20 protein-coding genes and 1 pseudogene are annotated in these 22309 nt (G+C 62.9%); 15 read left to right on the top strand and 6 right to left on the bottom strand.

Going from position 1 to position 22309, the window contains the following annotated elements:
- Positions 1-117: 117 nt before the first annotated feature.
- From V1288_RS32515 to V1288_RS32500, 4 genes are all read left to right on the top strand, one after another.
- On the top strand, positions 118-933 hold the full coding sequence (locus V1288_RS32515) for a hypothetical protein (protein ID WP_334360900.1): 816 nt from the start codon (positions 118-120) through the stop codon (positions 931-933).
- A gap of 212 nt (positions 934-1145) precedes the next feature.
- Complete coding sequence (locus V1288_RS32510) at positions 1146-1742, top strand: GNAT family N-acetyltransferase (protein WP_334360899.1); 597 nt, start codon at positions 1146-1148, stop codon at positions 1740-1742.
- Positions 1743-1982: 240 nt separating this feature from the next.
- Positions 1983-2972 carry a Bug family tripartite tricarboxylate transporter substrate binding protein gene (locus V1288_RS32505; protein WP_334360898.1) on the top strand — a complete coding sequence of 330 codons (990 nt, stop codon included), beginning with the start codon at positions 1983-1985 and terminating at the stop codon, positions 2970-2972.
- Between the two features lie 75 nt (positions 2973-3047).
- The gene (locus V1288_RS32500; protein WP_334360897.1) at positions 3048-3395 is read left to right on the top strand and encodes a hypothetical protein; all 348 of its coding nucleotides are present in this window, start codon (positions 3048-3050) and stop codon (positions 3393-3395) included.
- Between the two features lie 109 nt (positions 3396-3504).
- Here V1288_RS32500 and V1288_RS32495 read toward each other — a convergent pair.
- Positions 3505-4748: pseudogene (locus V1288_RS32495) on the bottom strand (glycerophosphodiester phosphodiesterase family protein).
- 113 nt (positions 4749-4861) lie between these two features.
- On the opposite strand from V1288_RS32495, the gene V1288_RS32490 reads away from it, so the two are divergent.
- Both V1288_RS32490 and V1288_RS32485 read left to right on the top strand, forming a co-directional pair.
- On the top strand, positions 4862-5176 hold the full coding sequence (locus tag V1288_RS32490) for a hypothetical protein (protein ID WP_334360896.1): 315 nt from the start codon (positions 4862-4864) through the stop codon (positions 5174-5176).
- Positions 5177-5416: 240 nt separating this feature from the next.
- Positions 5417-5767 carry a twin-arginine translocation signal domain-containing protein gene (locus tag V1288_RS32485; protein WP_334360895.1) on the top strand — a complete coding sequence of 117 codons (351 nt, stop codon included), beginning with the start codon at positions 5417-5419 and terminating at the stop codon, positions 5765-5767.
- A gap of 77 nt (positions 5768-5844) precedes the next feature.
- Here V1288_RS32485 and V1288_RS32480 read toward each other — a convergent pair whose 3' ends face one another.
- From V1288_RS32480 to V1288_RS32470, 3 genes are all read right to left on the bottom strand, one after another.
- On the bottom strand, positions 5845-6099 hold the full coding sequence (locus tag V1288_RS32480) for a GCG_CRPN prefix-to-repeats domain-containing protein (protein ID WP_084030351.1): 255 nt from the start codon (positions 6097-6099) through the stop codon (positions 5845-5847).
- A gap of 84 nt (positions 6100-6183) precedes the next feature.
- Complete coding sequence (locus V1288_RS32475) at positions 6184-7224, bottom strand: alpha/beta fold hydrolase (protein ID WP_334360894.1); 1041 nt, start codon at positions 7222-7224, stop codon at positions 6184-6186.
- 88 nt (positions 7225-7312) lie between these two features.
- Positions 7313-8011, bottom strand: coding sequence for an ArsR/SmtB family transcription factor (locus V1288_RS32470; protein WP_334360893.1), 699 nt, complete (start codon positions 8009-8011; stop codon positions 7313-7315).
- A 191-nt stretch (positions 8012-8202) separates the two neighbouring features.
- On the opposite strand from V1288_RS32470, the gene V1288_RS32465 reads away from it, so the two are divergent.
- Both V1288_RS32465 and V1288_RS32460 read left to right on the top strand, forming a co-directional pair.
- Entirely contained in the window at positions 8203-8511 is a 309-nt protein-coding gene (locus V1288_RS32465) for an NIPSNAP family protein (RefSeq protein WP_334360892.1), read from the top strand.
- A 68-nt stretch (positions 8512-8579) separates the two neighbouring features.
- Positions 8580-9392, top strand: coding sequence for an isocitrate lyase/PEP mutase family protein (locus tag V1288_RS32460; RefSeq protein ID WP_334360891.1), 813 nt, complete (start codon positions 8580-8582; stop codon positions 9390-9392).
- Positions 9393-9464: 72 nt separating this feature from the next.
- Here V1288_RS32460 and V1288_RS32455 read toward each other — a convergent pair whose 3' ends face one another.
- Complete coding sequence (locus tag V1288_RS32455) at positions 9465-9893, bottom strand: hypothetical protein (RefSeq protein WP_334360890.1); 429 nt, start codon at positions 9891-9893, stop codon at positions 9465-9467.
- 172 nt (positions 9894-10065) lie between these two features.
- Positions 10066-11295: a cytochrome c gene (locus V1288_RS32450; RefSeq protein ID WP_334361462.1), complete on the bottom strand. Its 1230-nt coding sequence runs from the start codon at positions 11293-11295 to the stop codon at positions 10066-10068.
- A 288-nt stretch (positions 11296-11583) separates the two neighbouring features.
- Between V1288_RS32450 and V1288_RS32445 the strand changes: the two genes are divergently transcribed.
- The 7 genes from V1288_RS32445 to V1288_RS32415 all read left to right on the top strand — a co-directional run bounded on the left by V1288_RS32445 (position 11584) and on the right by V1288_RS32415 (position 22245).
- Positions 11584-15105 carry an indolepyruvate ferredoxin oxidoreductase family protein gene (locus V1288_RS32445; RefSeq protein WP_334360889.1) on the top strand — a complete coding sequence of 1174 codons (3522 nt, stop codon included), beginning with the start codon at positions 11584-11586 and terminating at the stop codon, positions 15103-15105.
- Between the two features lie 491 nt (positions 15106-15596).
- Positions 15597-17174 (top strand): hypothetical protein, encoded by a 1578-nt coding sequence (locus tag V1288_RS32440; RefSeq protein ID WP_334360888.1) that lies wholly within the window; start codon positions 15597-15599, stop codon positions 17172-17174.
- A 52-nt stretch (positions 17175-17226) separates the two neighbouring features.
- Positions 17227-17802, top strand: a complete 576-nt coding sequence (locus V1288_RS32435) for a hypothetical protein (RefSeq protein WP_334360887.1) — start codon at positions 17227-17229, stop codon at positions 17800-17802.
- Positions 17803-18721: 919 nt separating this feature from the next.
- Complete coding sequence (locus V1288_RS32430; RefSeq protein ID WP_334360886.1) at positions 18722-19870, top strand: thiolase domain-containing protein; 1149 nt, start codon at positions 18722-18724, stop codon at positions 19868-19870.
- Positions 19870-20259, top strand: coding sequence for a Zn-ribbon domain-containing OB-fold protein (locus V1288_RS32425; RefSeq protein WP_334360885.1), 390 nt, complete (start codon positions 19870-19872; stop codon positions 20257-20259). The genes V1288_RS32430 and V1288_RS32425 overlap by 1 nt, the downstream gene beginning before the upstream one ends.
- Before the next feature lie 136 nt (positions 20260-20395).
- On the top strand, positions 20396-21256 hold the full coding sequence (locus V1288_RS32420) for a MaoC/PaaZ C-terminal domain-containing protein (RefSeq protein ID WP_334360884.1): 861 nt from the start codon (positions 20396-20398) through the stop codon (positions 21254-21256).
- Between the two features lie 110 nt (positions 21257-21366).
- Complete coding sequence (locus tag V1288_RS32415) at positions 21367-22245, top strand: SDR family oxidoreductase (protein WP_334360883.1); 879 nt, start codon at positions 21367-21369, stop codon at positions 22243-22245.
- The last annotated feature ends 64 nt before the right edge of the window (positions 22246-22309 follow it).

Below are 22309 nucleotides of genomic sequence, written 5' to 3'. Positions count from 1 at the left end.
AAAATCAGCCCTATACTTTCCATCCTCCAGCCTTGCTTTGGTCAAAACGGCGGTAAGGAGTGTCTACAATCCGACGATCGCTCGTTCAGTTGACGGCAAACTGGCAGGAGGCGCCTCATGGATTCCTCGGTGAACACCAAGCAAACCGACCCGCACGTTAATCCGGCACTGTCCACGCAAGAGATGGAGCTGGTCGCGCGCGCCGATGAACGGCTCGCGCATGCTTATGAGCAGATCGCTCGCGCGGATGAAGAACTCGCACGGTTCAACGAACAGATTTCCAAGCTGGAGAAGAAGCCCGTGAACAGGCTTCGTCATCCATCGCGAGGCAGACCGGCGCTACGCGGCTTGATCGGCCTGCTGTTGACAGCGGGCATCTGTACCGCTGCTTTCGCCTGGCAGTCCTATGGCGAGACGGTCACGCCGATGATCTCCCGGTGGGCACCGCAACTGGCCGCGGCTTCGTCGCTGCCGTCGGAAACATCAAAGCTTGCCGCCGAGCAGAGCCCGCCTGCCGTTCAGGTGGCTGCGGCGGATGCAGGACTTTTGCAATTACCGCCTCCGGCTCAGACCGTGCCGCAAGCCGCGGCATCGGACCCGATCCCGCCCGAGGTGACACAATCGCTCCAAACGATGGCGCGTGATCTCGCAAGCGTGCAGCAGGAGATCGAGCAGCTCAAGGCCAGCCAGGAAGAACTGGCCCGCGAAAATGCTGGGATCACCGAACAGCTCAAGGCGAGCCAGGAACAAATGGCGCGCGCGATCTCCAGTGCCTCCGAGCAGAACCTGCGGCCCAAGACATCGGCGGCGACATCAGCTAATCCGCCACGGCCAGTTGCCAACCCTGCGCGTAAGCCCGTGTCGACGCTTCCGCCGACGCAAGCCAGAGCACAAGCGCGGGCGCCAGTGCAGTTGCAGTCCGGACAACAGTAGTAGTTTTCATAAACGCCGCCGTCCGCCGAAGCAGCTCGCGGTCGTCGAAAAAATCGCCCTTGACAAGACGACGATGCGCACCGTCGCCCTCGTGCGCTTTGTGCCCTTCACGCGTTCACAAGAATTAAGAGCCGGTCTGGTTCTTGAAGAAGGCATTGGCCCGTTTACATTAACGATGCCTAAGATCGAATGGTGACCGAGGGAACGACAGGATGTCGGTGGCGCCGGAAGTCAAATCCGCGGACGCAAACGTCCAGGCAGGCGCGATCAGCACCATTGTGCTCGGCTTTGCAGCCGACCCGATGGCGCGTTGGGCTTGGCCCGATCCGTCCGTGTACCTCAGAACAATGCCTCGGTTCGTCAATGCTCTCGGCGGCCGGGCTTTCGAGCATGGCACAGCCTACATTACTGAAGGGGCTCGCGCCGTTGCCCTGTGGCTGCCGCCAGGCGTCGAGCCAGATGAAGCAGAAATGGGCGCAATCATGGAGGAGACCCAGCGCCCGGAGACCGCCGAGGATATCGGGGCCGTCATGAAAGGAATGGCCGAACATCATCCCCTTGAGCCGCATTGGTATCTGCCTTTTATCGCCACCGATCCGAACAGGTTCGGGCAGGGGCTCGGCACGTTGCTGATGAAGCACGCCCTTCGACGATGCGACGAGGAGGGCATCGCGGCCTACCTCGAAAGCTCGAATCCGCGTAACATTTCGCTCTATGAACGTCATGGCTTCAAGATCACCGGCAGAATCCAAAGTGGCTCTTCTCCAGTGCTGACGCCGATGCTGCGGCCCGCATCCCGCGCGCTCTAACTGTACGCGCTACAGTGGACAGCTCGTCCAGCCTGCGCTCGCTTCATCCCCATCCAACTCGCATAAAGCGCCGTCGGTTCGCACCCGTGGCAGTTGCAAATACCATCATCGAGTTAGCGCGCTTGCGGGATCATGTGAGGAGAGCCCGAATTTCGCTAAGTGCGCCAATCTGTCCCGGCATTCGCATGTGGCAGTAGCCGGGCGATGCGCTACGCTCCTTGAAAATTCAGGGAGGAATCAATGTTTGCGAAAATCAATCGCCGTCACTTCATCGCTGCCGGCACGGCGGCGGCCGCGATGCCTTTGCTCTCGCGTGGCGCCTCGGCGCAAGCTGCGTGGCCGTCGCGAAATATCCGGATGGTCTGCAGCTATCCGGCGGGCGGGCAGACCGATCTGCTCGCGCGCGCCTTCGGCGATTTCATCTCCAGGCAGGTGGGAAAGACCGTCGTCATCGAGAACAAGGCGGGCGCGTCCGGCTCGATCGGCGCGGCGGACGTCGCGCGCGCGGAGCCGGACGGTCACACCATTCTGTGCTCGATTTCCGCGACCTATGTGATGAACCGGGTCATGATGAAGAACCCGGGCTATGACATGGATAGAGACCTGACGCTAGTCAGCATCATTCCGGGCGCCGGTCTGCTGCTGGTCGCGAGCCTGGCGTCCGGCGTCAAGACGCTGGACGATTTCGTCGCGTTCGCGCGCAAGAAGGGGCAGGTAAACTTCGGCACCTATAGCGCGGGCTCGGCGCCGCACATCACGATCAATGAACTCAACAAGCAGTATGGCCTCAAGATCGAACCGATCCACTACCGGGGCGAAGCGCCGATGTGGACGGGGCTGTTGGACGGCACGCTCGATGTCGCGATGGGCAGCTACACGGCAGCCCAAACCGTTCTGCAAGGGAATAAAGGTGTTGTGTTCGCGGTGCATTCGAAAAAGGTCGACGCGATCCCGAACGTCAAGACGCTGCCCGAACAAGGCGCGACATCGAAGTTCTTCACCTTGAGCGGCTTCACCGGCTGGGCGGTGCCGAAGGCTGTGCCGCAACCGATCGTCGACCGGCTGGCGGAACTGTGCGTCGCGGCCAATAGCGATCCGAAGGTGAAGGAAGTTCTCGCCACTTTCGTGCTGGATCCGGCACTCGGCTTCAAGGAAAGCAATGCGCTGTATCAGCGCGAATTGCCGGCCTGGATCGAGAGCGCGCTGGCGCTCGGCCTGGAGCCCGCCTAGCGCGAAAGGTGAACGGCGGGTAGGGTGGCTAACCCACCCCACGAAATGACACGTTGGTGCTCGATCTTGAATCTGATGCCCGAAGACGACCCGACCGACGAGATTTCACTCATCGAGGAGCGGCTTGAGGAGCTCGCCGAAGTCTCGGAGCGATGCCGAAAGATCATTCTGGTTTCCAAGGCGGCCATCGCCGGCGGCGTCGGATTGCTGCTCGTCACGATGCTCGGCCTGTTCGGATCCAGTCAGGTCGCTGCCCTCGGATCGATCGCCGCGATACTCGGCGGAATCGTATCGCTCGGATCGAATGTCAGCACATTGCGGCAGACCAGCGACGCCATCAGCGCCGCCGGGGCGCTCCGTTCGGACCTGATCGGCAGGATCGATCTCCGGGTAGTTGGGGATGCGCCGATGAAGCTGAATTGACGTGCCTGCTCGTGAAGGCGCGTAGGGTGGGCAAAGCGAAGCGTGCCCACCAACTTTGACTCGCACGAGAATGGTGGGCACGCTTCGCTTTGCCCACCCTACGAAGCCCTCACTTCATGCCCGTGCAACTCGCATAGAACGTCGTCGTCGCCGGCCAGTCCGAGAACATGCCGCGCACCCCGACCTGTTTTGCGAGCACGTCCAGCACCGTCAGCGTGTCGCCATCGCGATCGACTGCGGATTTGATCGATTTGTGATAGAAGCCGCCGCCCTTGTGCAGCGGGCCGTCGCGCTCCAGCGACCAGCCGATCAGGTCGAGGCCGGCGGCCTTCGCAGCCTTGGCGTACTCGGACGGGACCATCTCGCGCTTGTCGTTCAGCGTCAGCAAGATCCAGATCGGCGGCGCCAGAATTCTTACGCCTTGCGTTTTCAACTCCGCCATCGAGGGCTTCCAGGTGTCGGGCCTGTTGGGATCGAGACCCTGTTTTTCGTAGCGGTCCTCGAGATACACCGCCTGCGTCCCGAACGCCGGCTCGGTCTTCACCCAATAGAGCACGTCGGCGAGATTAAAGCTTTGCGCGAACACGTCGCTCGGGGGAATGCCGGCCTTTTTGTAGGCGTCCAGCATTTGCGAAGCATATTTCTCCTGGGTGTAGTCGCCGTCGAACGGCATCGGAACTTCCGGCGCCTTCAATTCCGGCGTGAATTTGGCGCCCAGGCTCTTGATCAGCGCGATGCTCTCCTGATGCGTCATCAGCGTGCCGGAATTGGCGTAAAGGTCCGTGCGCCAGCGCGGCGTGCCGTTCTGGTATTCCTCCGGCGTCTTCGCATCCGGATTGAAGCCGTCCATCTTGGCGGCCAACGTGCGGAATTCGGCGAGGGTGATGTCGCTGGTGCAGCATTTTGCCGAGGCCTTCCGGTGGCCGGATCGGCCGGGCTGAACGCCTGCGAGCATTTGGCGGCCAGCTCCGGCACGGTCAAAATGTTGGTCGTGGTGTGCAGATCGCACTGCGAATGGCGGCAGACCAGTTCGCGGCCCTTGGTAAAGGTCACGTCGCATTCGATGATGCCGGCGCCCATGCGGGCGGCCGCGACATAGGACTCTCTTGTATGCTCGGGAAACTCCAGCGCTGCGCCGCGGTGGCCGATGGAAAAATCGGTCTTGCGAAACGGTCCGGTGCATTGGCTGAGCTGTTGCTTCAGCGACCCGTCCTTCATCTTGTCGACCAGATAAAACGGCCGCGGCCCGACCTGCGGCTCGCGGGGCAGCATGATCTCGTCGGCAAGGGCGGGAGCGGTTGCCACGAACAGGCAGAGGGCTGCGAGTAGGGCGGAGCGATGGCGGGCAGGCATGGGTGGCACCTCGGATAACGCGTTGCGCGCGGCGTTGATATCACGGAGCATGTGACAGTTGCGTGTTGAAAGATACGCAGATGCCCACCCTACAAAATCATTGGGAGAGAAACATGCCCGCAGCCTTCTTCGTCGTCCGCGCCACTGTATCAGACCCCGCCAAGCGCGAGGCGTTCGATACCTGGTATTCGCGGGAACATCTGCCGGATGCGATGAAATCGTTCGGCGCCGTGAAGGCATGGCGCTACTGGAGCGTCACCGATCCGTCGCTGCACCACGCGATGTACCAATTCACAGACAAAACCACGCTCGATCGCGCGATCGAGGGGCCGCAGATGAAGCGCCTGGTGGCCGACTTCAACCGCGACTGGCCGGACGTGACGCGGACACGGGAGGTGCTGGTGCTGGCCGAGGAGCTCGTGGCGTAACAGGGTTGTCGTTCCCGCGCAGCTCGTCCGGCGTAGCTCGCAGAGCGAAGCGGGATCACACGCGCGCGCGATGCAGAAAAGCCGCAACGACGACAAATGTTCCGCTGCGAGGAGCCGCGCGCAAAAATAAATCTTGATCGACTTCGTTCGGAGCAAAGCTGAACGCGCAGTTCACCGCGCGTTCATCTAGGCAGCTCGAAACTCTCTTCTTCGCACACAGCAACGGAGGAGGAAGATGTGATGGAACGCCGCCACTTTCTGAAACTCGCCCTTGGATTTGCCGCGGGCGGTGTCGCGCTTGCAGCAAGCGCGCAGGCCGCGCCGCTGATGCCGGCGCCGCTCGCCGACGACGCTAAACTCCCTCCCGATGCGAACGCTCAACCCGCCGTCACATCAGGCGATGAGGTCGACCGCCTCACACCCGAAGAAGTGCGCTGGGGTCGCGGCCGTCATCGCGGCTGGGGCCGTCGGCACTGGGGCTGGCGTCGCCGGCACTGGGGTTGGCGCCGCCGGCGTCGCAGATATTGGGGTTGGCATCGCCGCCGTCGTTGGCGCCGCCGCTACTGGCGTCGTCGTCGTTACTATTGGTGAGATGTCGCCAGGAATTGTTTGGATAAGGAATAAAAAAAGCCCCGCGCGAGCGGGGCTTTTGTCATGCTTTGGAAACGTCAGTAAGCGCGGCAGCGTCCATAGCGCCACACCGTGCCATACGGGCACACGCGGCCGGGCCGCACCACGACGGCCGGAGCTGCAGGCCGCACCACGACGACCGGGGCTGGACGAACCACAACGGCCCGGCGATTGGGCTGGCAGCCACCATAGGGGCCGCGATGCCAGCCGGGGCCGCATCCGCCGGCGGCTTCCGCCGCGCTGAAGCTGGCAACGGTGCCCAGGGCCAAAACTGCTGCGAAAAGGTACTTCATGTTTTCTCCCGTTCATGGCCGCAAGGCGGCACGGTTCGGAACCTATTCAGGAACATCTGAATGGAACATGAATGTCGTGATTTGTCATGGCGCTACGGCCAGAAATCCGAGCAACAGTTCACTGTATCTGGCCGGCGCCTCCAGGAAGACCAGGTGTCCGGTATTGGGAATCACCTCGGCCCGGCCGTTCGGCATTTTCGCGGCGAGCGCTTTGGCCAGCTCGGCGTTCTGTCCCATTTTCGCGCGCAGCGCTTCCGGCGCATTGGCTCTTCCCGGCGCGTTGTGGTCGTCGGCGCCCATCACGAACAGCGTCGGCTGCGTGATCAGCGGGATCTCGTGCGCGACCGGCTCGCGGTAAATCATTTGCGCGGAGCTGACGAAGGCGCGCAGCCAGCGCGGATATTCGGCGCTGCCCTTGATATTGAAACGCGCGTCGATGAACGGCGTAACCTGTTCGGGCGGCAGCTTCAGCGCGTAATTGGTTTCTAACTGCTTGCGATAGCCGTCCGCCGTGAGCTTGTCTTCATTCTCCAGAATTTTTTCGGTCGGCGTCGGCGGTACGTAGAGCCGGTAATCCTCCAGGCCGATCGGAGCGGTCAGCAACAGATGCGCAATCCGGTCGGGCCAGGCGCGCGCGATCCGCACGCCAAGCATGCCGCCGAGCGAATGCGCCACGATGTCGGCCTTTGCGATTCCGAGATGATCGAGCAGTGCGATCGTGTTGCGCGCCAGCGTGTCGAAATGCAGCTCGCCTTGCGGCTTGGAGGATTTGCCGAAGCCGATCTGGTCCGGCACCACCGCGCGATAGCCGGCATCGCTCAGCGTCTTGATGACTGGCGCCCAATAGCTCGATGGAAAATTGCGGCCATGCAGCAGCACCACGGTCCGCCCGTTCGGCTGCGCGGGAGCTACGTCCATATAGGCCATCCGCATCTGCTCGCCGTCGTTCACGAGCGGCAGCAGGTGGACGGGGTAGGGATACGCAAAACCCTCGAGCGCGATGCCATAGGGTTCGCGCGCAGAGGGTTCGCGCGCAGAGAACTCGCGCACGGCAGGCTCGGCTGCCAGCGCGCAGGGGAGGCTGCCCACGATAATCGAAAAGCAGATCACGATCGCGCGTTGCATCGCAGGCTCCATCCTTTGGGATGTGGGCCTTATTGATGTGATGAGCGCGCGCGGTAAAGCCAGCACGGCTTCACTTTTTGCGGAGCGCTTAAGCCGGCTCACTCCCGAACAGCGCCGCGAAGCGCTTTTCGCCGGTGCGGGTGAAGTTGACGACGCGGCTGCCCGGCGTCGGATCGCGCGACGCCCAGTTGAGTTCGGTGAACCGGTTCATCACGGCGGCACCCAGCGTGCCGGCGAGATGATGGCGGCGTTCGCTCCAGTCGAGACAGGCCTTGCAGACCGGCCGGCGCGGGTGCGCCAGCGCCTCCGTGTCGATCTGCAGCGCCTGCGCCATGAAGCGCTTGCCTTCGCCGGTGAGTTCGATGTCCTGTTTGGTTTGCCGGACCAGCCGCTGCTTGCGCAGGCTGTCGAGCATCTGCACGCCGAGATCGCCTGCCAGATGATCGTAGCAGATCCGCGCCCGCCGCAGCGCCGGCTCCTTCGGCCCCGTGCGCACGCGGGTGTGGCCGGCGCGCTCGGCGAGACCTGCCAAGCCTTCGAGCACATGGGCGACGTCGGGGCCGGTGAGGCGGTAATAGCGGTGACGGCCCTGCTTCTCCGGCTCGATCAGGCCGCCGGCCTCGAGTTTTGCCAGATGCGAACTCGCGGTCTGCGGCGTGATGCCGGCCTGGTGCGCCAGCTCGCTCGCGGTCAGCGCGCGGCCGGTCATCAGCGCGGTCAGCATGTTGGAACGCGCGGGATCGCCGACCAGGGAGGCGACCATGGCGATGTCGGGGCCTGCTTTCATAGTTCGATGATAGCCGAAGCATTGCGGTAGGGCAAGCGGGTATTGTTGCCTCGAACGTCATTGCCTGCGACAAACGCGAAGCGTTTGCGCAAGGGAGCGCAGCGACGAAGCAATCCATTCCTCCGCTTGCGGCGCTATGGATTGCTTCGCTTCGCTCGCAATGACGGCCTAGGAAGCACAGGAGCCCCCACATGACCGTCACCGTTTTCATCCGCTACCAGCTCGATCCATTCAAGCGCGCGCTGTTCGAGCAGTACTCAAAAAACTGGCTCACCATCATCCCGAAATGCGGCGGCGACCTGCTCGGCTACTGGATGCCGCATGAGGGCACCAACAACATCGCGTTTGCGCTGATCTCGTTCGAGAGCCTCGCTGCCTATGAAAGCTACCGCGCGCGGCTGCGCGCCGACAGCGAAGGCATGGCCAACTTCAATTTCGCCGAGGAGAACAAGTTCATCCTCGCCGAGGAGCGGACGTTCCTGCGCAAGGTCGTGGCGTGAGGCGTCTGGCAGAACGGGCGTTGCGCACCTATCTACGCGGGCGCCAACAAACATGAGGGGAGCGACCCATGCTGACACCTGCTGACAAACGCACCGCATTCAGGAAATTGCACGAGAGCGGATGCTTCATCATCCCCAATCCCTTTGACGTCGGCAGCGCGGTAGCCCTGCAGCATCTTGGCTTCAAGGCGCTGGCTTCCACCAGCGCGGGCTTTGCCTGGACTCTGGCGAAGGCCGACAACCGCGTCACCGTTGACGATGTCTGCACACATCTCGCCGCGATCTGCGCGGCGGTCGATATCCCCGTCAATGCCGACTTCGAGGACGGCTTTGCGCACGAGCCGGACAAGGTCGCCGTCAATGTGGCACGCGCGGTGAAGACCGGCGTTTCAGGACTTTCGATCGAGGACTTTACCGGTGATAATGCAAAACCCCTGTTCGATCGCGCTTTGGCAGTCGATCGCATCAAGGCGGCGCGGAAAGCCATCGATGCCGACAATAGCGGCGTCCTGCTCACCGGCCGCTGCGAGGCGTTCCTGCGCGGGCAGAAGGATCTGAAGCTCGTGATCGACCGGCTCACTGCTTATGCCGAAGCCGGCGCCGATTGTCTCTATGCGCCCGGTATCTCAACGCCGGAAGAGATTTCGGCTGTGGTGAAGGCGGTGCATCCAAAGCCGGTCAATCTCCTGGTCGGCGCCGCCGGCCCGTCGCTGGCGGCGGCCTCCGATCTCGGCGTCCGCCGGATCAGCGTCGGCGGCGCGCTGGCGCGGATGGCGTGGGCCGGCTTCATGAAGGCATCAAAGGAGATGGCCGAGCAGGGGACATTCAAGGAGTTCGCCAACGGCTATCCCGGCGGCGAACTCAACAAGATGTTCAGCTAGCCCCAAATTCGGCCAGCCACAAAAAAGCAGCGGGCCAATGGGCCCGCTGCGCGTCGTTTCAGATGATGAGCGTTACTGCTTGCTGGCCGGCGCGTTGTCCGCAGGCGGCGTGGTCGGCTTGTTCATGTCCGTGCTAGGCGACGCCGGTCGATTGGTCGCAGCACCTGTGGTGGTGCCCGGGTCGGTGTTGCTGCGCGGCGTTACGTCACGCATCCCCGGAGGCGCCGCAGGGTTAGCCGGCTGCGTCTGTGCGGTCCGGTTCTCCGGCGATGTACCCGCCTGGTTTACCGTCGTATTGTTGAGACCATAGAACAGGGCGCCCAGCACCACGGCGATAGCGACAGCGAACATGGCGACCTTGGTGCCGCTCGGAGGACCCTCGCCGAGCGTGGGATCGGCCTGCAAATCATTGTCGAGATTGTTAAGGCGGGCCTGACGGCGGATTTCTTCATCGCTCAGGCCGGCGCCGTAGGGATCGTTCGGATTGGGTTGATATGCCATGAATGAGTTCCTCCGTTAAGCATCCCGAAGACAATGGTTGGCGTGCGCGGATGTTCCCCGCCAATGTTGCAACCCCGTAATGTTGGAACTGATGATTCGCCCGGTTCCCGGTGTGAGATTTGCCGTGTGGAGCTTGCGGCGCAGGGGGACACGATTATTTGCGGCGCGCCTTCTATTTGCGGCGCGCCCTCGCGACCTGTTCTGCCGTTACCAGCGGCGCCGCATTGCCCCAGGCATTGCGGATGTAGTTCGTCACGTCGGCAATCTGCTGGTCGGTCATCTTCGCGGCATAGGCCGGCATCGATCCTTTGTTGGGCGCGCGCGGCGTCGTGACGGTCTCCGCGCCGTCGAGGATGATGCGCAGCGTGCTCGATGCGTCAGCGGATTGCAGGTTGGCGTTGCCCGGCAGCGGCGGATAGATCCGCGGCGCGCCCGAGCCGTCGGCCTCGTGGCAGGCGATGCAGGCACCCTTGTAGAGCTTTTCGCCCGCGGCCATTTGCGTCGGTGGAGGCGGAGTGACCTTCGGCTCCGGCGCGCCCGCCGGCAGGTCTTTCAGGTAAACCGCGATCGCGCGGACATCCGCATCGCTCATGACAGACGTCGAATTGACCACGACCTCCGACATCAGTTCACCGGCATGGCTCCTGGCGTTGCGGCCGCTCTGCAGATACTCCGTGATGTCTTCCACGCTCCAGGATTTCAGCCCGCTGCGCTCGGCGCCGTCCAGCCGCGGCGCGAACATGCCCGCGACCCGCCCGCCGCCATACTTCTGGCCGCGCCTGTCCGCGCCAAGGATGTTCTTCGGCGTATGGCAGGTGCCGCAATGCGCGACGCCCTCGACCAGATAGCGGCCACGATTCCACTCCGCGCTCTTCTGCTGGTCCGGCATCAGAATGCCGGGCTTGAAGAACAGCCAGTTCCAGCCGCGCATCACGACGCGATAATTGAACGGCCAGCGCAGCTCGGGCGCGCGCGGCGCGTTGCTCACCGGCGCCAGCGTCGCCAGGTAGGCGCGAATGGCAAAAATGTCCTGGCGCGTCAGCCTGGTGAAATTCGGATAGGGGAAGGCCGGGTAATAGCGCGAGCCGTCGCGCGCCACGCCGAAGCGCAAAGCGCGGTAGAAGTCGTCATCGCTCCAGGCGCCCAAGCCCGTCTCGCGGTCCGGCGTCAGATTGGGCGAATAGATGCCGCCGAACGGGGTGTCGATCCGCTTGCCCCCAGCGAACGGCTTTGCGGAATCGGCGGTGTGGCAGCTCGCGCAGTCGCCGGCGTCGGTCAGCGCCTTGCCGCGCGCGATATCTTCGGCGCTCGGCTCGCTCCTCAAATCTGGCTTGGATTGGGCATGGCCCGTGGCAATGGCGAACGCAGTGCACAAAAGCACCCCAGCGAGAATCGTCCGCATGGTCCGGCGTGGTCCCTGCACCATCTGGCCTCCGGAGGCGTTATAGCGCGAAAGCATGCAGGGGAGGGATGTCATGCCGTTTCGCGCCGAGGCTCCCGGACGACACAAACCGAAAAGCGTTGCCGTTATTCCCGGCACGAAATTGCGATCTTTGAAAGCGCGGCTTCGGCGGCGAGATTTGTAGTGCGTGGCCAGGAAAATCCGACATAGACTGGTTCTAACAAGTTCAGATGCCTAGATAAAAAGCATCGTCGATCAAGGCTCACGCCGGTGACACAGAGGGCTTAAATGGGAATCAACCAGGGTCCGATCAGTCTCGATCAGAAATACACCCAAGGTACCGGCCACATTTTCCTGACCGGCATCCAGGCGCTGGTCCGCCTGCCGATGGCGCAGATCCGCCGTGACCGCGCCGCAGGGCTGAACACCGCAGGCTTCATTTCCGGCTATCGCGGCTCGCCGCTCGGCGGCTACGACCAGCAGCTCTTCGCCGCGCGAAAACACCTCGACCAATACAACATCAAGTTTCAGCCCGGCGTGAACGAGGACCTCGCGGCCACCGCGATCTGGGGCTCGCAGCAGCTCAACCTTTCGCCCGGCGCCAAATATGATGGCGTGGTCGGTATCTGGTACGGCAAGGGCCCCGGCGTCGACCGCTGTGGCGACGTCTTCAGACACGGGAACACGGCGGGCTCAGCCAAAAACGGCGGCGTGCTCGTCCTTGCCGGCGACGACCACGGCGCAAAGTCCTCGACCGTCCCGCATCAGTCGGACCATGCCTTCATCTCCGCACTGATGCCTTACCTCTATCCCTCCAGCATCCATGAAATGATCGAGATGGGCCTGTTGGGTATCGCGATGTCGCGCTACTCCGGCTGCTGGGTCGGCATGAAGGTGATCACCGAGACGGTGGAAACTACCGCCGAGATCGACCTCACCGACGAGATGACGCCCTTCATCATTCCGACCGATTTCGAGATGCCGCCGGGCGGGCTCAATCTGCGCTGGCCCGACGATCGCTATGCCCAGGACCTGCGCCTGCAGGACTACAAGGGCTATGCCGCGATCGCCTTTGCCCGCGCCAACAAGATCAACCGCATCACCATGGATTCGCCGAATGCCCGCTACGGCATCATGGCGTCAGGCAAGAGCTACGAGGACATCCGTCAGGCGCTGCGCGAACTCGGGATCACCGAGGAAGTCGCCGCCAAGATTGGCTTGCGGCTTTACAAGATCGGCATGCCCTGGCCGCTGGAGCCGGAAGGCGTGCGCAATTTTGCCGTTGGCCTCGAGGAAATCTTCATCGTCGAGGAGCGCCGCGAAATCGTCGAAAATCAAGTGAAACAGGAGCTGTTCAACTGGCGCGACGACGTCCGGCCGCGCATCGTCGGCAAGATGGACGATCACGACAAGCGCTTCCTGACTTTTGCCGCCGAGCTTAGCGTCGCTTCGCTGGCAAGCTCGCTGACGGAACGATTGCTTCGACTTAATCTCAATCCCGAAATCGCCGCGATGCTTCGCGCCAAGGCCGACTGGTTCAACGGCCGGCAGGCGACCCAGATGCAGGCGGTCGCCCCCGTCACCCGCACGCCGTATTTCTGCTCGGGCTGCCCGCACAACACCTCGACCAAGGTGCCCGAAGGCAGCCGCGCCTTTGCCGGCATCGGCTGCCACTTCATGGCGCTGTGGATGGACCGCTCGACCGAGACCTACACCCACATGGGAGGCGAGGGCGTGCCGTGGGTCGGCGTCGCGCCCTTCACCAAGGAAGAACACGTCTTCGCCAATCTCGGCGACGGCACTTACTTCCACTCCGGCAGCCTCGCGATTCGGCAGGCCATCGCGTCGGGCGCCAACATCACCTACAAGCTCCTCTATAACGACGCCACCGCGATGACCGGCGGCCAGCATGTCGACGGCGAATTGTCGCCGCAGCAGATCACCTTCCAGCTTCACGCCGAGGGCATCCGCAACATCTATCTGGTTTCGGAAAACCCCGGCGCCTATCCGGCGTCCGACATCGCGCCCGGCGTCAAGGTCGCGCACCGTGACGAACTCGACGCGGTCCAGAAGACCTGCCGCACGCTCAAGGGCACCTCGGCGATCGTCTTCGTGCAGACCTGCGCGGCCGAAAAGCGCCGCCGCCGCAAGCGCGGCCTGATGGAAGACCCGGCGCGCCGCGTCATGATCAATCCGGCGGTCTGCGAAGGCTGCGGGGATTGCTCGGTGCAGTCGAACTGCATCTCGGTGGAGCCTTTGGAAACCGAGATGGGCCGCAAGCGCACCATCAACCAGTCGACCTGCAACAAGGACTATTCGTGTCTGAAGGGCTTTTGCCCGTCCTTCGTCACCATCGACGGCGGCAAGCCGCGCCGCCGCGCGCCGGCGAACCTTGGCGACACAGGCCTTGGTGACACAAGCCTTGGCGACATCGGCGATCTGCCCGAGCCGGCTGCGTTCCCCTCGCTGGAGCGGCCCTACAACATCGCGGTCGGCGGCGTCGGCGGCACCGGCGTGCTGACGATCGGCGCGCTGCTCGGCATGGCCGCGCATATCGAGGGCAAGGCCAGCATGATCCTCGACATGTCCGGCCTCGCGCAAAAGGGCGGCGCGGTGCTCAGCCATGTGCGCCTGTCAGAACACACCGCCGACGTCACCTGTTCGCGCATCGTCACCGGCACCGCCGATCTGGTGATAGCCGCCGACGAGGTGGTGGCCGCCGCCAAGGACACCATCACGCTCTGCGAAGCCAGCCGCACTGTCGGCGTCATCAACACCCACGTCATTCCGACCGCCGACTTCATCCTCAACCGCGACTTCAATTTCCAGAGCCGCAAGGTCAACCACGTGCTGGAGACCGAGCTGCGCAAGGACTCTTCTTTCTACGACTTCACCAAGCCAGCCGAGGCGCTGCTCGGCGATTCCATCGCCACCAACATCATGATGCTGGGCTATGCCTATCAGAAGGGCCTGCTGCCGCTGTCGGCGAAGGCTATTCTGCAGGCGATCGAGGTCAACGGCGTTTCGATCAAGATGAACACGCAGGCCTTCCAGCTCGGCCGTCTTGCCGCCGCCGACCCGGCGCGGCTTGAGGCCATGATGAAGGGGCAGGACGAGGTCGTTGCACCGAAGACGCTGGATGCGATGTCGCTCGACGAGATCATCGCCCACCGCAGCGCATTTCTGACCGAATATCAAAACGCCGCGCTCGCCGAGCGCTATCGGGGTCTCGTGAAACGTGTCCGCGACGCCGCCACCGACGGCGGCTACGGCGACGCGCTTCCGCGCGCGGTCGCGATCAATTACGCCAAACTGCTCGCTTACAAGGACGAGTACGAGGTCGCACGGCTGTTCACCGACGGCCGTTTCGAAAAGCAGGTTCGCGACCAGTTCGAAGGCGACTTCAAGTTCAACTTCAATCTGGCGCCGCCGATCCTGGGCGGCGGCCTCGATGCGCTCGGCCGGCCGAAGAAGCGCGCGTTCGGCGCCTGGATGATGCCGGTGTTCCGGACGCTGGCCAAATTGCGCTTCTTGCGCGGCACGCCGTTCGACATCTTCGGCTACAGCGCCGACCGCAAGCTCGAGCGCGATCTTATTGCTGGCTATGAGAAGGACGTCGCCACCGTGCTCGGCCTGCTGTCGCCGCTCACCCACGATACCGCCGTCGAAATTCTCTCGCTGCCCGACCGCATCCGCGGCTACGGCCCGGTGAAGGAGAAGGCGGTGCAGGACGCAAAAGCGCGCTACACGCAACTCGCCGCCGACCTCGTCAACCCGCCGCCGGCGCCGCGGCAACTCGCGGCGGAGTAGGGCACCGATCGGGTGGGCAGACGCACGGCGCCGCGTCGACGATTTCCTTTGTGATGGTGGGCACACTTTGCCCACCCTGCGCGCTAGCGCGGAACCTATAAGTCCGAAGGAGCGGTCAAATGCTCGCTTCGGTGCACACTCCGGACTCAATTCAGATATTGTGCGCGCGTTGCAGGCTCTTTCGGGAGCATGGAAAGAGGATTAAGCTTCACTCGGTAAGCGCCAGAGAGACGTGCCAAAATCCTTTGATTGAGGGCGACGTCGGTGGCTTCAGCAGCAAGCATTGCGCATTCATTCAAAACCGGTTGCAGGCGCGATTTGTAGCGCGTTGGGGCCGGCGTGGTTGATCTGCGCGCTTTGCAGGCGCAGGGGCAACAAACCGAAACTGGATAACGAGGAGGGACGGAGAGGCATCCGACCACTCAAGCCTACGGACCATCACTCGCAAGGCCTAAAGGAGACTCACGATGAACGCGAAATCGGGACGAACCTTGTTTGCCGCCGGCCTGATCAGTGCGGCGCTCGCAAGCGGCGCAATCGGCCAGCAAGACCAAAATCTCGGTAAGGTAACCTTCGCTACCTCCTGCGACCCCAAAGTGCAGGTCGAGTTTGACCGCGGTGTCGCCATGCTTCATTCGTACTGGTTCGTGATCGCCCGCCGGAAATTCGAAGAGATCCTGCAGCAGGATCCCACTTGCGCCATGGCGTATTGGGGCGTGGCGATGGACCTGCTCGGCAACACTCTTGCAACTACTCCGTCACGGGCGGACGCGCAGGCAGCCTGGGCCGCACTCGAGAAGGCGCGGGCTGCCGGGCCGAAGACCCAGCGCGAACGTGACTGGATCGAGGCGCTGAGCGCCTATTTTCGTGACCACGACAAGGTCGATGTAAATGCCCGACTGGCAGCCTACAATACCGCGATGGCGCAGATGGCGCAAAACTATCCTGACGACTACGAAGTCCAGGCCTTTTATGCGTTGACGCTTCAAGCCGCCGCACCGAAAAGCGACCTCACCTACGCCAATCAAATCAAGTCCGCGGCGTTATTGGAGAAACTCTTCGAGCAGAATCCGCAGCATCCGGGCGTGACACACTACCTGATTCACGCCTACGATTTTGCGCCGCTCGCCGAAAAGGGAATCGCGTCGGCACGGCGCTACGCCGGCATTGCGCCGGCCGTGCCGCACGCGCGGCACATGCCGTCGCATATCTACTCCATGGTCGGCCTGTGGGAGGAATCCATTGCCTCCAACGCGTCGTCGCTGGAGATCCAGCCGGACTACTATCATGCGTCGGATTTCATAGTTTATGCCCACCTGCAGCTCGCACAGGATGCCAAGGCTGATGCCATGATTAAGAGGTCGCTCGCCACCGCCGATCGCGGCGATCGTCCTATCACCTTCGTTAATTTCACCGCCAAGTCCGCCATGCCCGCGCGTTATGTCCTGGAACGCGCAGATTGGGCTGGCGCCGCCGAGCTGCCTATGATTGCCACCCAATATCCGATGGCGGATTCGTTGATCCGCTTCACGCGCGGTCTGGGCATGGCCCGCACGGGTGATCTTGCAGGCGCCAAGGCAGAGATCGAAGCGATGAAGGCGTTGCGAACGACACTGCAGCGTGCCGACCAATCCTATTGGGCGGACCGGACCGAAGAGCAGATGCTGGCCGTTTCGGCCTGGATCGCACTGAAGGAAGGTGCGACCGATCAGGCGCTGCGGTTCATGCGAGCCGCGGCCGATGGCGAGGACGGCAGCGTCAAGCATGTCGCGATGGAGAATCGCCTCTATCCGTTCCGCGAATTGCTGGCCGAACTACTTCTCGAGACGGGGCAGCCTGCCGCCGCCCTGAACGAGTTCGAGACCGCGCTCAAGCAGACGCCCAACCGCTTCCGCGCGTTCTGGGGAGCCGCCCGCGCTGCCGACAGCGCAGGCGACCGGCAGAAGGCCTCCAATTATTTTGGCAAGCTGGTGAACTTGGCCAGCAACGCCGATACGGAGCGGCAGGAAATCCGTGTGGCCCGGGCATATGCGCGCCAAGACGACACGATAGGTTCTGCACGAAAATAATTCCTTGGCTGTCTGGCCCAGCGCCCGGCAGCCATCAGGTCGGGAAGACACGATGATCCGCGCGGTCGCATTGGCAATCATGCTCGGTGTGCTGGTGAGCGGCGTGGCCGCCTACACCATAGGCTCGCTGGGCGGGCGGATCGCGACTGCACCGCCGTTCGGTGTGGCCGTAAGGCCGGCTGAGCCGAGCGCCACCGCCGACGCCTGGCCGATCTGCACCACTATGACGTCGGTTGCATTGGATGCCGACTGGGCACAACTCGATCCCGATTTCAAGGCCGGCAAGAAGGCACTACGCGCAGAGAATTGGAATGGCGCAATCGCAGCGTTCGAACTCGCTGCGCTGCGCGACCCGACTAATGCCGATATCCAGAACTACATCGGCTATGCCTATCGGCGGCTGCGTCAGATGGGTCCGGCTATTGGCCATTATCAGAAGGCCTTGATGCTGAACTCCCGCCACCGCAGCGCGCGTGAGCATCTCGGTGAGGCTTATCTGGTGCTGGGGGAGCCGGCCAAGGCACAGCAATTGCTGGTGGCGCTGGAAAAACTCTGCCTGCTTCCCTGCGAGGAATACGACGACCTCAAGCGTGCCGTTGCCGCGTACAAGACACTGGCTGGGCACTGAGATCGATTCATCAGCCAGTTCGCGGCGGAATAGACAGCAGTAGGGTGGGCAAAAGACGCGAAGCGTCGTGCCCACCATCTCTCGACAGGCGGTGCTCTAAATGGTGGGCACGCTACGCTTTGCCCACCCTACAGTTGCTACAGAAACCCGCTGCGCCAAAGAACGAATTTCACCAGCCGATTCAACGCGATTTGGGTCGTCCAGATTGCGCAGCAAAAATATACCGCTTCTCATTTTCCCCAAATCAGCTCCATCTTCGCGCCATCCCGCCTCATGAAGAGGGGCGTACGCGTCGTCACGATACGTGGAGTGCGGGTTGCGGTGGACGCGATGGCGTTGCGCGCGCGAGGCATTGCAGGGCGGCCTCAAGCTTTGTCTTGGGGCTGTGAGCGATTGATCCGCGCAGGACGAGCGGCGCAGTTCGCGTACGGCAAAAGCGTGTGGTTCTGGCACCCGTGGCTGGTGTCAAGCTGGCGGAGGTTGTTCGAACCCAACCGGGTTCGGCCAGTCGTCAATCCGGCAGCGACGGAGGCAAGAGGAATTCGTCTCCGGGAAGAGCGCGCCATAAGCCGTCAAACCATTGCGCAGGGAAGGCCGGATGCTCTCCGCTGGACCTGTATGCTCGTGTGCGCACTTCTTTGTGCACATTGCACACGAGACCGCGGGTGCAGCGCGCACCCGGTCTTCCCTGCGCCCTCATCCCTGAGGGGGCAAGCGAGCAGGCACAACTCGGGTGCGTCGCGCCGCGAGAACACACTGGCATATCCGGGCGTGCCGACCTGATACGATTTCCGCTGATAATCATCCCGAGTTGAGTCCAGTCGCTACCGTCTCGCCCGGCGGAATATTTCGGCGCTTGCCAAGGGGGCGGCGACAGGCCAGAAAAAACCCGGAAGAAGAAACGCCAACGGAGAACGATTTGACCATCAAGGGCAAGGCCTACATTGCCGGGATCTATGAGCATCCCACCCGGCACGCACCCGACAAATCAACCGCGCAGTTGCACGCCGAGGTCGCCAAGGGGGCGATCGAGGATGCCGGGCTCACCAAGGCCGACATCGACGGCTATTTCTGCGCCGGCGACGCCCCCGGCGGCCTCTGGCCGATGGTCGATTATCTCGGATTGAAGGTGCGTCATGTCGATTCCACCGAGACCGGCGGTTGTTCCTATTTGATCCATCTCGGCCACGCGGCTGCGGCGATCGCGGCGGGCAAATGCTCGATCGCGCTGGTCACGCTCGCCGGCAAGCCGCGCACCGGCCCGATGCCGGCGCGTGCCGCCGGCGCGGAAGCCGATTTCGAGGCGGCCTATGGCGCGACCACCCACAATGCCTACGGCATGTGTGCCATGCGCCATATGCACGACTATGGCACCACCAGCGAACAGCTCGCCTGGATCAAGGTCGCAGCCTCGCATCACGCCCAGTACAACCCGCACGCGATGCTCAAAGAGGTTGTCACGGTCGAGGACGTCATCAACTCGCCGATGATCTCGGACCCGCTGCACCGGATGGATTGCTGCGTCGTCACCGACGGCGGCGGCGCAATGATCGTGACCACGCCTGAGATCGCGAAAAGCCTGAAGAAGCCGCTGGTGCGGCTGATCGGCCATGGCGAGGCGATGAAAGGCCCGCGCGGCGGCAAGGATCTCGACCTCACTTATTCCGCCGGCGTCTGGTCCGGCCCGCGCGCGTTCGAGGAAGCGGGCGTCACGCCAAAGGATATCAAGTACGCCTCGATCTATGACAGCTTCACCATCACGGTTTTGATGCAGCTCGAAGACCTCGGCTTCTGCAAGAAGGGCGAGGGCGGCAAGTTCGTCTCCGACGGCAATCTGATTTCGGGCGTCGGCAAGCTGCCGTTCAATACCGATGGCGGCGGCCTCTGCAGCAATCATCCGGTCAACCGCGGCGGCATGACGAAAATCCTTGAGGCAGTCCGGCAATTGCGCGGCGAAGCCCATCCGAAGGTGCAGGTGCCGAATTGCGACCTCGCGATCGCCCATGGCACCGGCGGACTTCTCGGCGTGCGTCACGCCGCCTCAACCTGCATTCTGGAGCGCGTGTGATGGCTGAAGCGAAAAAATATCCGGCGCCGGTGACCAATCCCGAGACCGCGCCGTTCTGGGAAGCGGCCAAGGCCGGCAAGTTCATGATCAAGCGCTGCACCGCCTGTGGCGAGCCGCATTACTTCCCGCGCTCGATCTGCCCGTTCTGCTTCTCCGACAAGACGGTGTGGGAGGAGAGTTCGGGCGAGGCCACGATCTACACCTACAGCCTGATGCGCAAATCGCCGACCGGTCCTTACGCGATTGCCTATGTCACGCTGAAGGAAGGCCCGTCGCTGCAGACCAACATCGTCGATTGCGATCTAACGAGCCTGAAGATCGGCCAGAAGGTGAAGGTGGTGTTCAAGCCGACCGACGGCGCGCCGCTGCCGTTCTTCACGGCGGCCTAGTGGAATTGCGCGCGCTGCGCGCCACGCAAGAGGTGGTCGTCCCCGCGAAAGCGGGGATCCAGTAAACGCCGGTGGTTACTGGACCCCCGCTTTCGCGGGGGTGACGATAACGAGCGATTGGGGAGAAGATTCAAACATGCCGATCAATTACGAACAGCTCATGGCCCTGAAAAATCTCGGCCAGAAATACGCCTATACCGACCGCGAGGTGATGCTCTACGCCTACGGGATCGGCATGGGGGCCGATCCGATGGACGAGAACGAACTCGCCTACGTCAACGAAGGCACGTTGACCCCGCGCCCCCTCAAGGTAGTGCCGACCTTCGCCTCGGTGGCGGCGTGGGGCTCTAGCCCCGGCGAGATGAATCTCAACCGCGTGATGGTGGTCGACGGCGAGCGCGACATCACCTTCCACAAGCCGCTGCCAAGCGCTGCGAAAATCACGGCCGACTCGACCGTGCTTGACGTCTTCGACAAGGGCAAGGACAAGGGCGCCGTCATCCGCCACCAGACCGTGCTGAAGGACGAGAACGGCGAGAAGCTGGCCACGCTGGTGGCCTCGCGTTTCGCGCGCGGCGACGGCGGCTTTGGCGGACCTTCCGAAGGCCAGCCCGAGCCGCACAAGGTGCCGACAAGGGCGCCCGACAAGATCGTCGACATCACGACGCGGCCGGACCAGGCGCTGGTCTATCGCCTCTGCGGCGACCGCAACCCGCTGCACTCCGATCCTGAGTTTGCCAAGAAGGCCGGCTTTCCGCGGCCGATCCTGCACGGCATGTGCACCTACGGCATCACCTGCCGCGGCGTGCTGCAGACCTATGCCGACTACGATCCGTCCGCCTTCAAGCAGCACGTCGCGCGCTTTTCCTCGCCGGTCTTTCCCGGCGAGACCGTGACGATGGAATTGTGGAAGGACGGCAACGTCGTTTCGTTCGAAGCCAAGGTGAAATCGCGGGGCGTCACCGTGATCAGGAGCGGGAAGACGGTGTTGGGGTGATTTGCTCGTCATTCCGGGGCGCGCGATAGCGCGAACCCGGAATCTCGAGATTCCGGGTCTGGTCCTTCGGACCATCCCGGAATGACGGCAACTAACTGGGAGAACACACCATGGGATTACTCGACGGCAAGGTCGCGATCATCACCGGCGCGGGCGGCGGGCTCGGTGAGGCCTACGCAAGGCTGTTCGCGCGCGAGGGCGCGGCTGTCGTGGTCAACGACCTCGGCGGGCCGCGCGATGGTTCCGGCGCCGACGTTTCGATGGCGCAGAAGGTGGTCAATGCGATCAAGGAAGAGGGCGGCCGGGCCGTCGCCAATGGGGCCGACATCTCGACCATGGCCGGCGGACAATCCGTGTTCGACGACGCCATCAAGAATTTCGGCCGGGCTGACATTCTGGTCAACAACGCCGGCATCCTGCTCGACGAGACGTTTGCAAAAGCCAAGGAGGCCAACTGGGACAAGGTGATCAGGGTGCACCTCAAAGGCACCTTCTGCTGCACCCAGCCCGTGTTCAAATGGATGCGCGAGAACGGCGGTGGCGTCATCGTCAACACGTCCTCGACCTCGGGCCTGATCGGCAATTTCGGCCAGACCAACTACGGCGCCGCCAAGGGCGGTATCTGGGGACTGTCGAACGTGCTGGCGATCGAGGGCCGCAAATACAATATCCGGATCTGGACGCTCGCTCCCGGCGCGCTGACCCGCATGACCGCAGACCTGCCGCGCTATAAGGAGAACCCCGGCGCGGCGCTCGGCCCGGACGGCATCGCGCCGGCCGTGCTATACATGGTCAGCGACTTGTCGGGCGACCAGACCGGCAAGGTGCTCGGCGTCTCCGGCCCGCGCGGCGTACGGGAGATGCGGATGATGGAAATGGAAGGCTGGAAGCCCCCGCATGAGGGATGGAAGGCCGAGGATATCGTCAAGCACGCCAAGGAAATCTTCTTCTCGGAAGAGCAGATCAAGATGGGCGCGCGAAGGTTTTAGATTTGACGTCATTCCGGGGCGATGCGAAGCATCGAACCCGGAATCTCGAGATTCCCCGATGCGC

This window comes from Bradyrhizobium sp. AZCC 2176, from assembly GCF_036924645.1.
Lineage (GTDB): Bacteria > Pseudomonadota > Alphaproteobacteria > Rhizobiales > Xanthobacteraceae > Bradyrhizobium.
Note: the sequence above shows the minus strand (reverse complement) of the source record. Positions and strands in the feature narration are given on the sequence as shown.

What these genes read in the sequence shown, in the direction of transcription:
- V1288_RS32515 (WP_334360900.1), top strand. Translation starts at nt 118, where the DNA reads ATGGATTCCTCGGTGAACACCAAGCAAACCGACCCGCACGTTAATCCG.
- V1288_RS32510 (WP_334360899.1), top strand. Translation starts at nt 1,146, where the DNA reads ATGTCGGTGGCGCCGGAAGTCAAATCCGCGGACGCAAACGTCCAGGCA.
- V1288_RS32505 (WP_334360898.1), top strand. Translation starts at nt 1,983, where the DNA reads ATGTTTGCGAAAATCAATCGCCGTCACTTCATCGCTGCCGGCACGGCG.
- V1288_RS32500 (WP_334360897.1), top strand. Translation starts at nt 3,048, where the DNA reads ATGCCCGAAGACGACCCGACCGACGAGATTTCACTCATCGAGGAGCGG.
- V1288_RS32490 (WP_334360896.1), top strand. Translation starts at nt 4,862, where the DNA reads ATGCCCGCAGCCTTCTTCGTCGTCCGCGCCACTGTATCAGACCCCGCC.
- V1288_RS32485 (WP_334360895.1), top strand. Translation starts at nt 5,417, where the DNA reads ATGGAACGCCGCCACTTTCTGAAACTCGCCCTTGGATTTGCCGCGGGC.
- V1288_RS32480 (WP_084030351.1), bottom strand. Translation starts at nt 6,099, where the DNA reads ATGAAGTACCTTTTCGCAGCAGTTTTGGCCCTGGGCACCGTTGCCAGC.
- V1288_RS32475 (WP_334360894.1), bottom strand. Translation starts at nt 7,224, where the DNA reads ATGCAACGCGCGATCGTGATCTGCTTTTCGATTATCGTGGGCAGCCTC.
- V1288_RS32470 (WP_334360893.1), bottom strand. Translation starts at nt 8,011, where the DNA reads ATGAAAGCAGGCCCCGACATCGCCATGGTCGCCTCCCTGGTCGGCGAT.
- V1288_RS32465 (WP_334360892.1), top strand. Translation starts at nt 8,203, where the DNA reads ATGACCGTCACCGTTTTCATCCGCTACCAGCTCGATCCATTCAAGCGC.
- V1288_RS32460 (WP_334360891.1), top strand. Translation starts at nt 8,580, where the DNA reads ATGCTGACACCTGCTGACAAACGCACCGCATTCAGGAAATTGCACGAG.
- V1288_RS32455 (WP_334360890.1), bottom strand. Translation starts at nt 9,893, where the DNA reads ATGGCATATCAACCCAATCCGAACGATCCCTACGGCGCCGGCCTGAGC.
- V1288_RS32450 (WP_334361462.1), bottom strand. Translation starts at nt 11,295, where the DNA reads ATGCGGACGATTCTCGCTGGGGTGCTTTTGTGCACTGCGTTCGCCATT.
- V1288_RS32445 (WP_334360889.1), top strand. Translation starts at nt 11,584, where the DNA reads ATGGGAATCAACCAGGGTCCGATCAGTCTCGATCAGAAATACACCCAA.
- V1288_RS32435 (WP_334360887.1), top strand. Translation starts at nt 17,227, where the DNA reads ATGATCCGCGCGGTCGCATTGGCAATCATGCTCGGTGTGCTGGTGAGC.
- V1288_RS32425 (WP_334360885.1), top strand. Translation starts at nt 19,870, where the DNA reads ATGGCTGAAGCGAAAAAATATCCGGCGCCGGTGACCAATCCCGAGACC.
- V1288_RS32420 (WP_334360884.1), top strand. Translation starts at nt 20,396, where the DNA reads ATGCCGATCAATTACGAACAGCTCATGGCCCTGAAAAATCTCGGCCAG.
- V1288_RS32415 (WP_334360883.1), top strand. Translation starts at nt 21,367, where the DNA reads ATGGGATTACTCGACGGCAAGGTCGCGATCATCACCGGCGCGGGCGGC.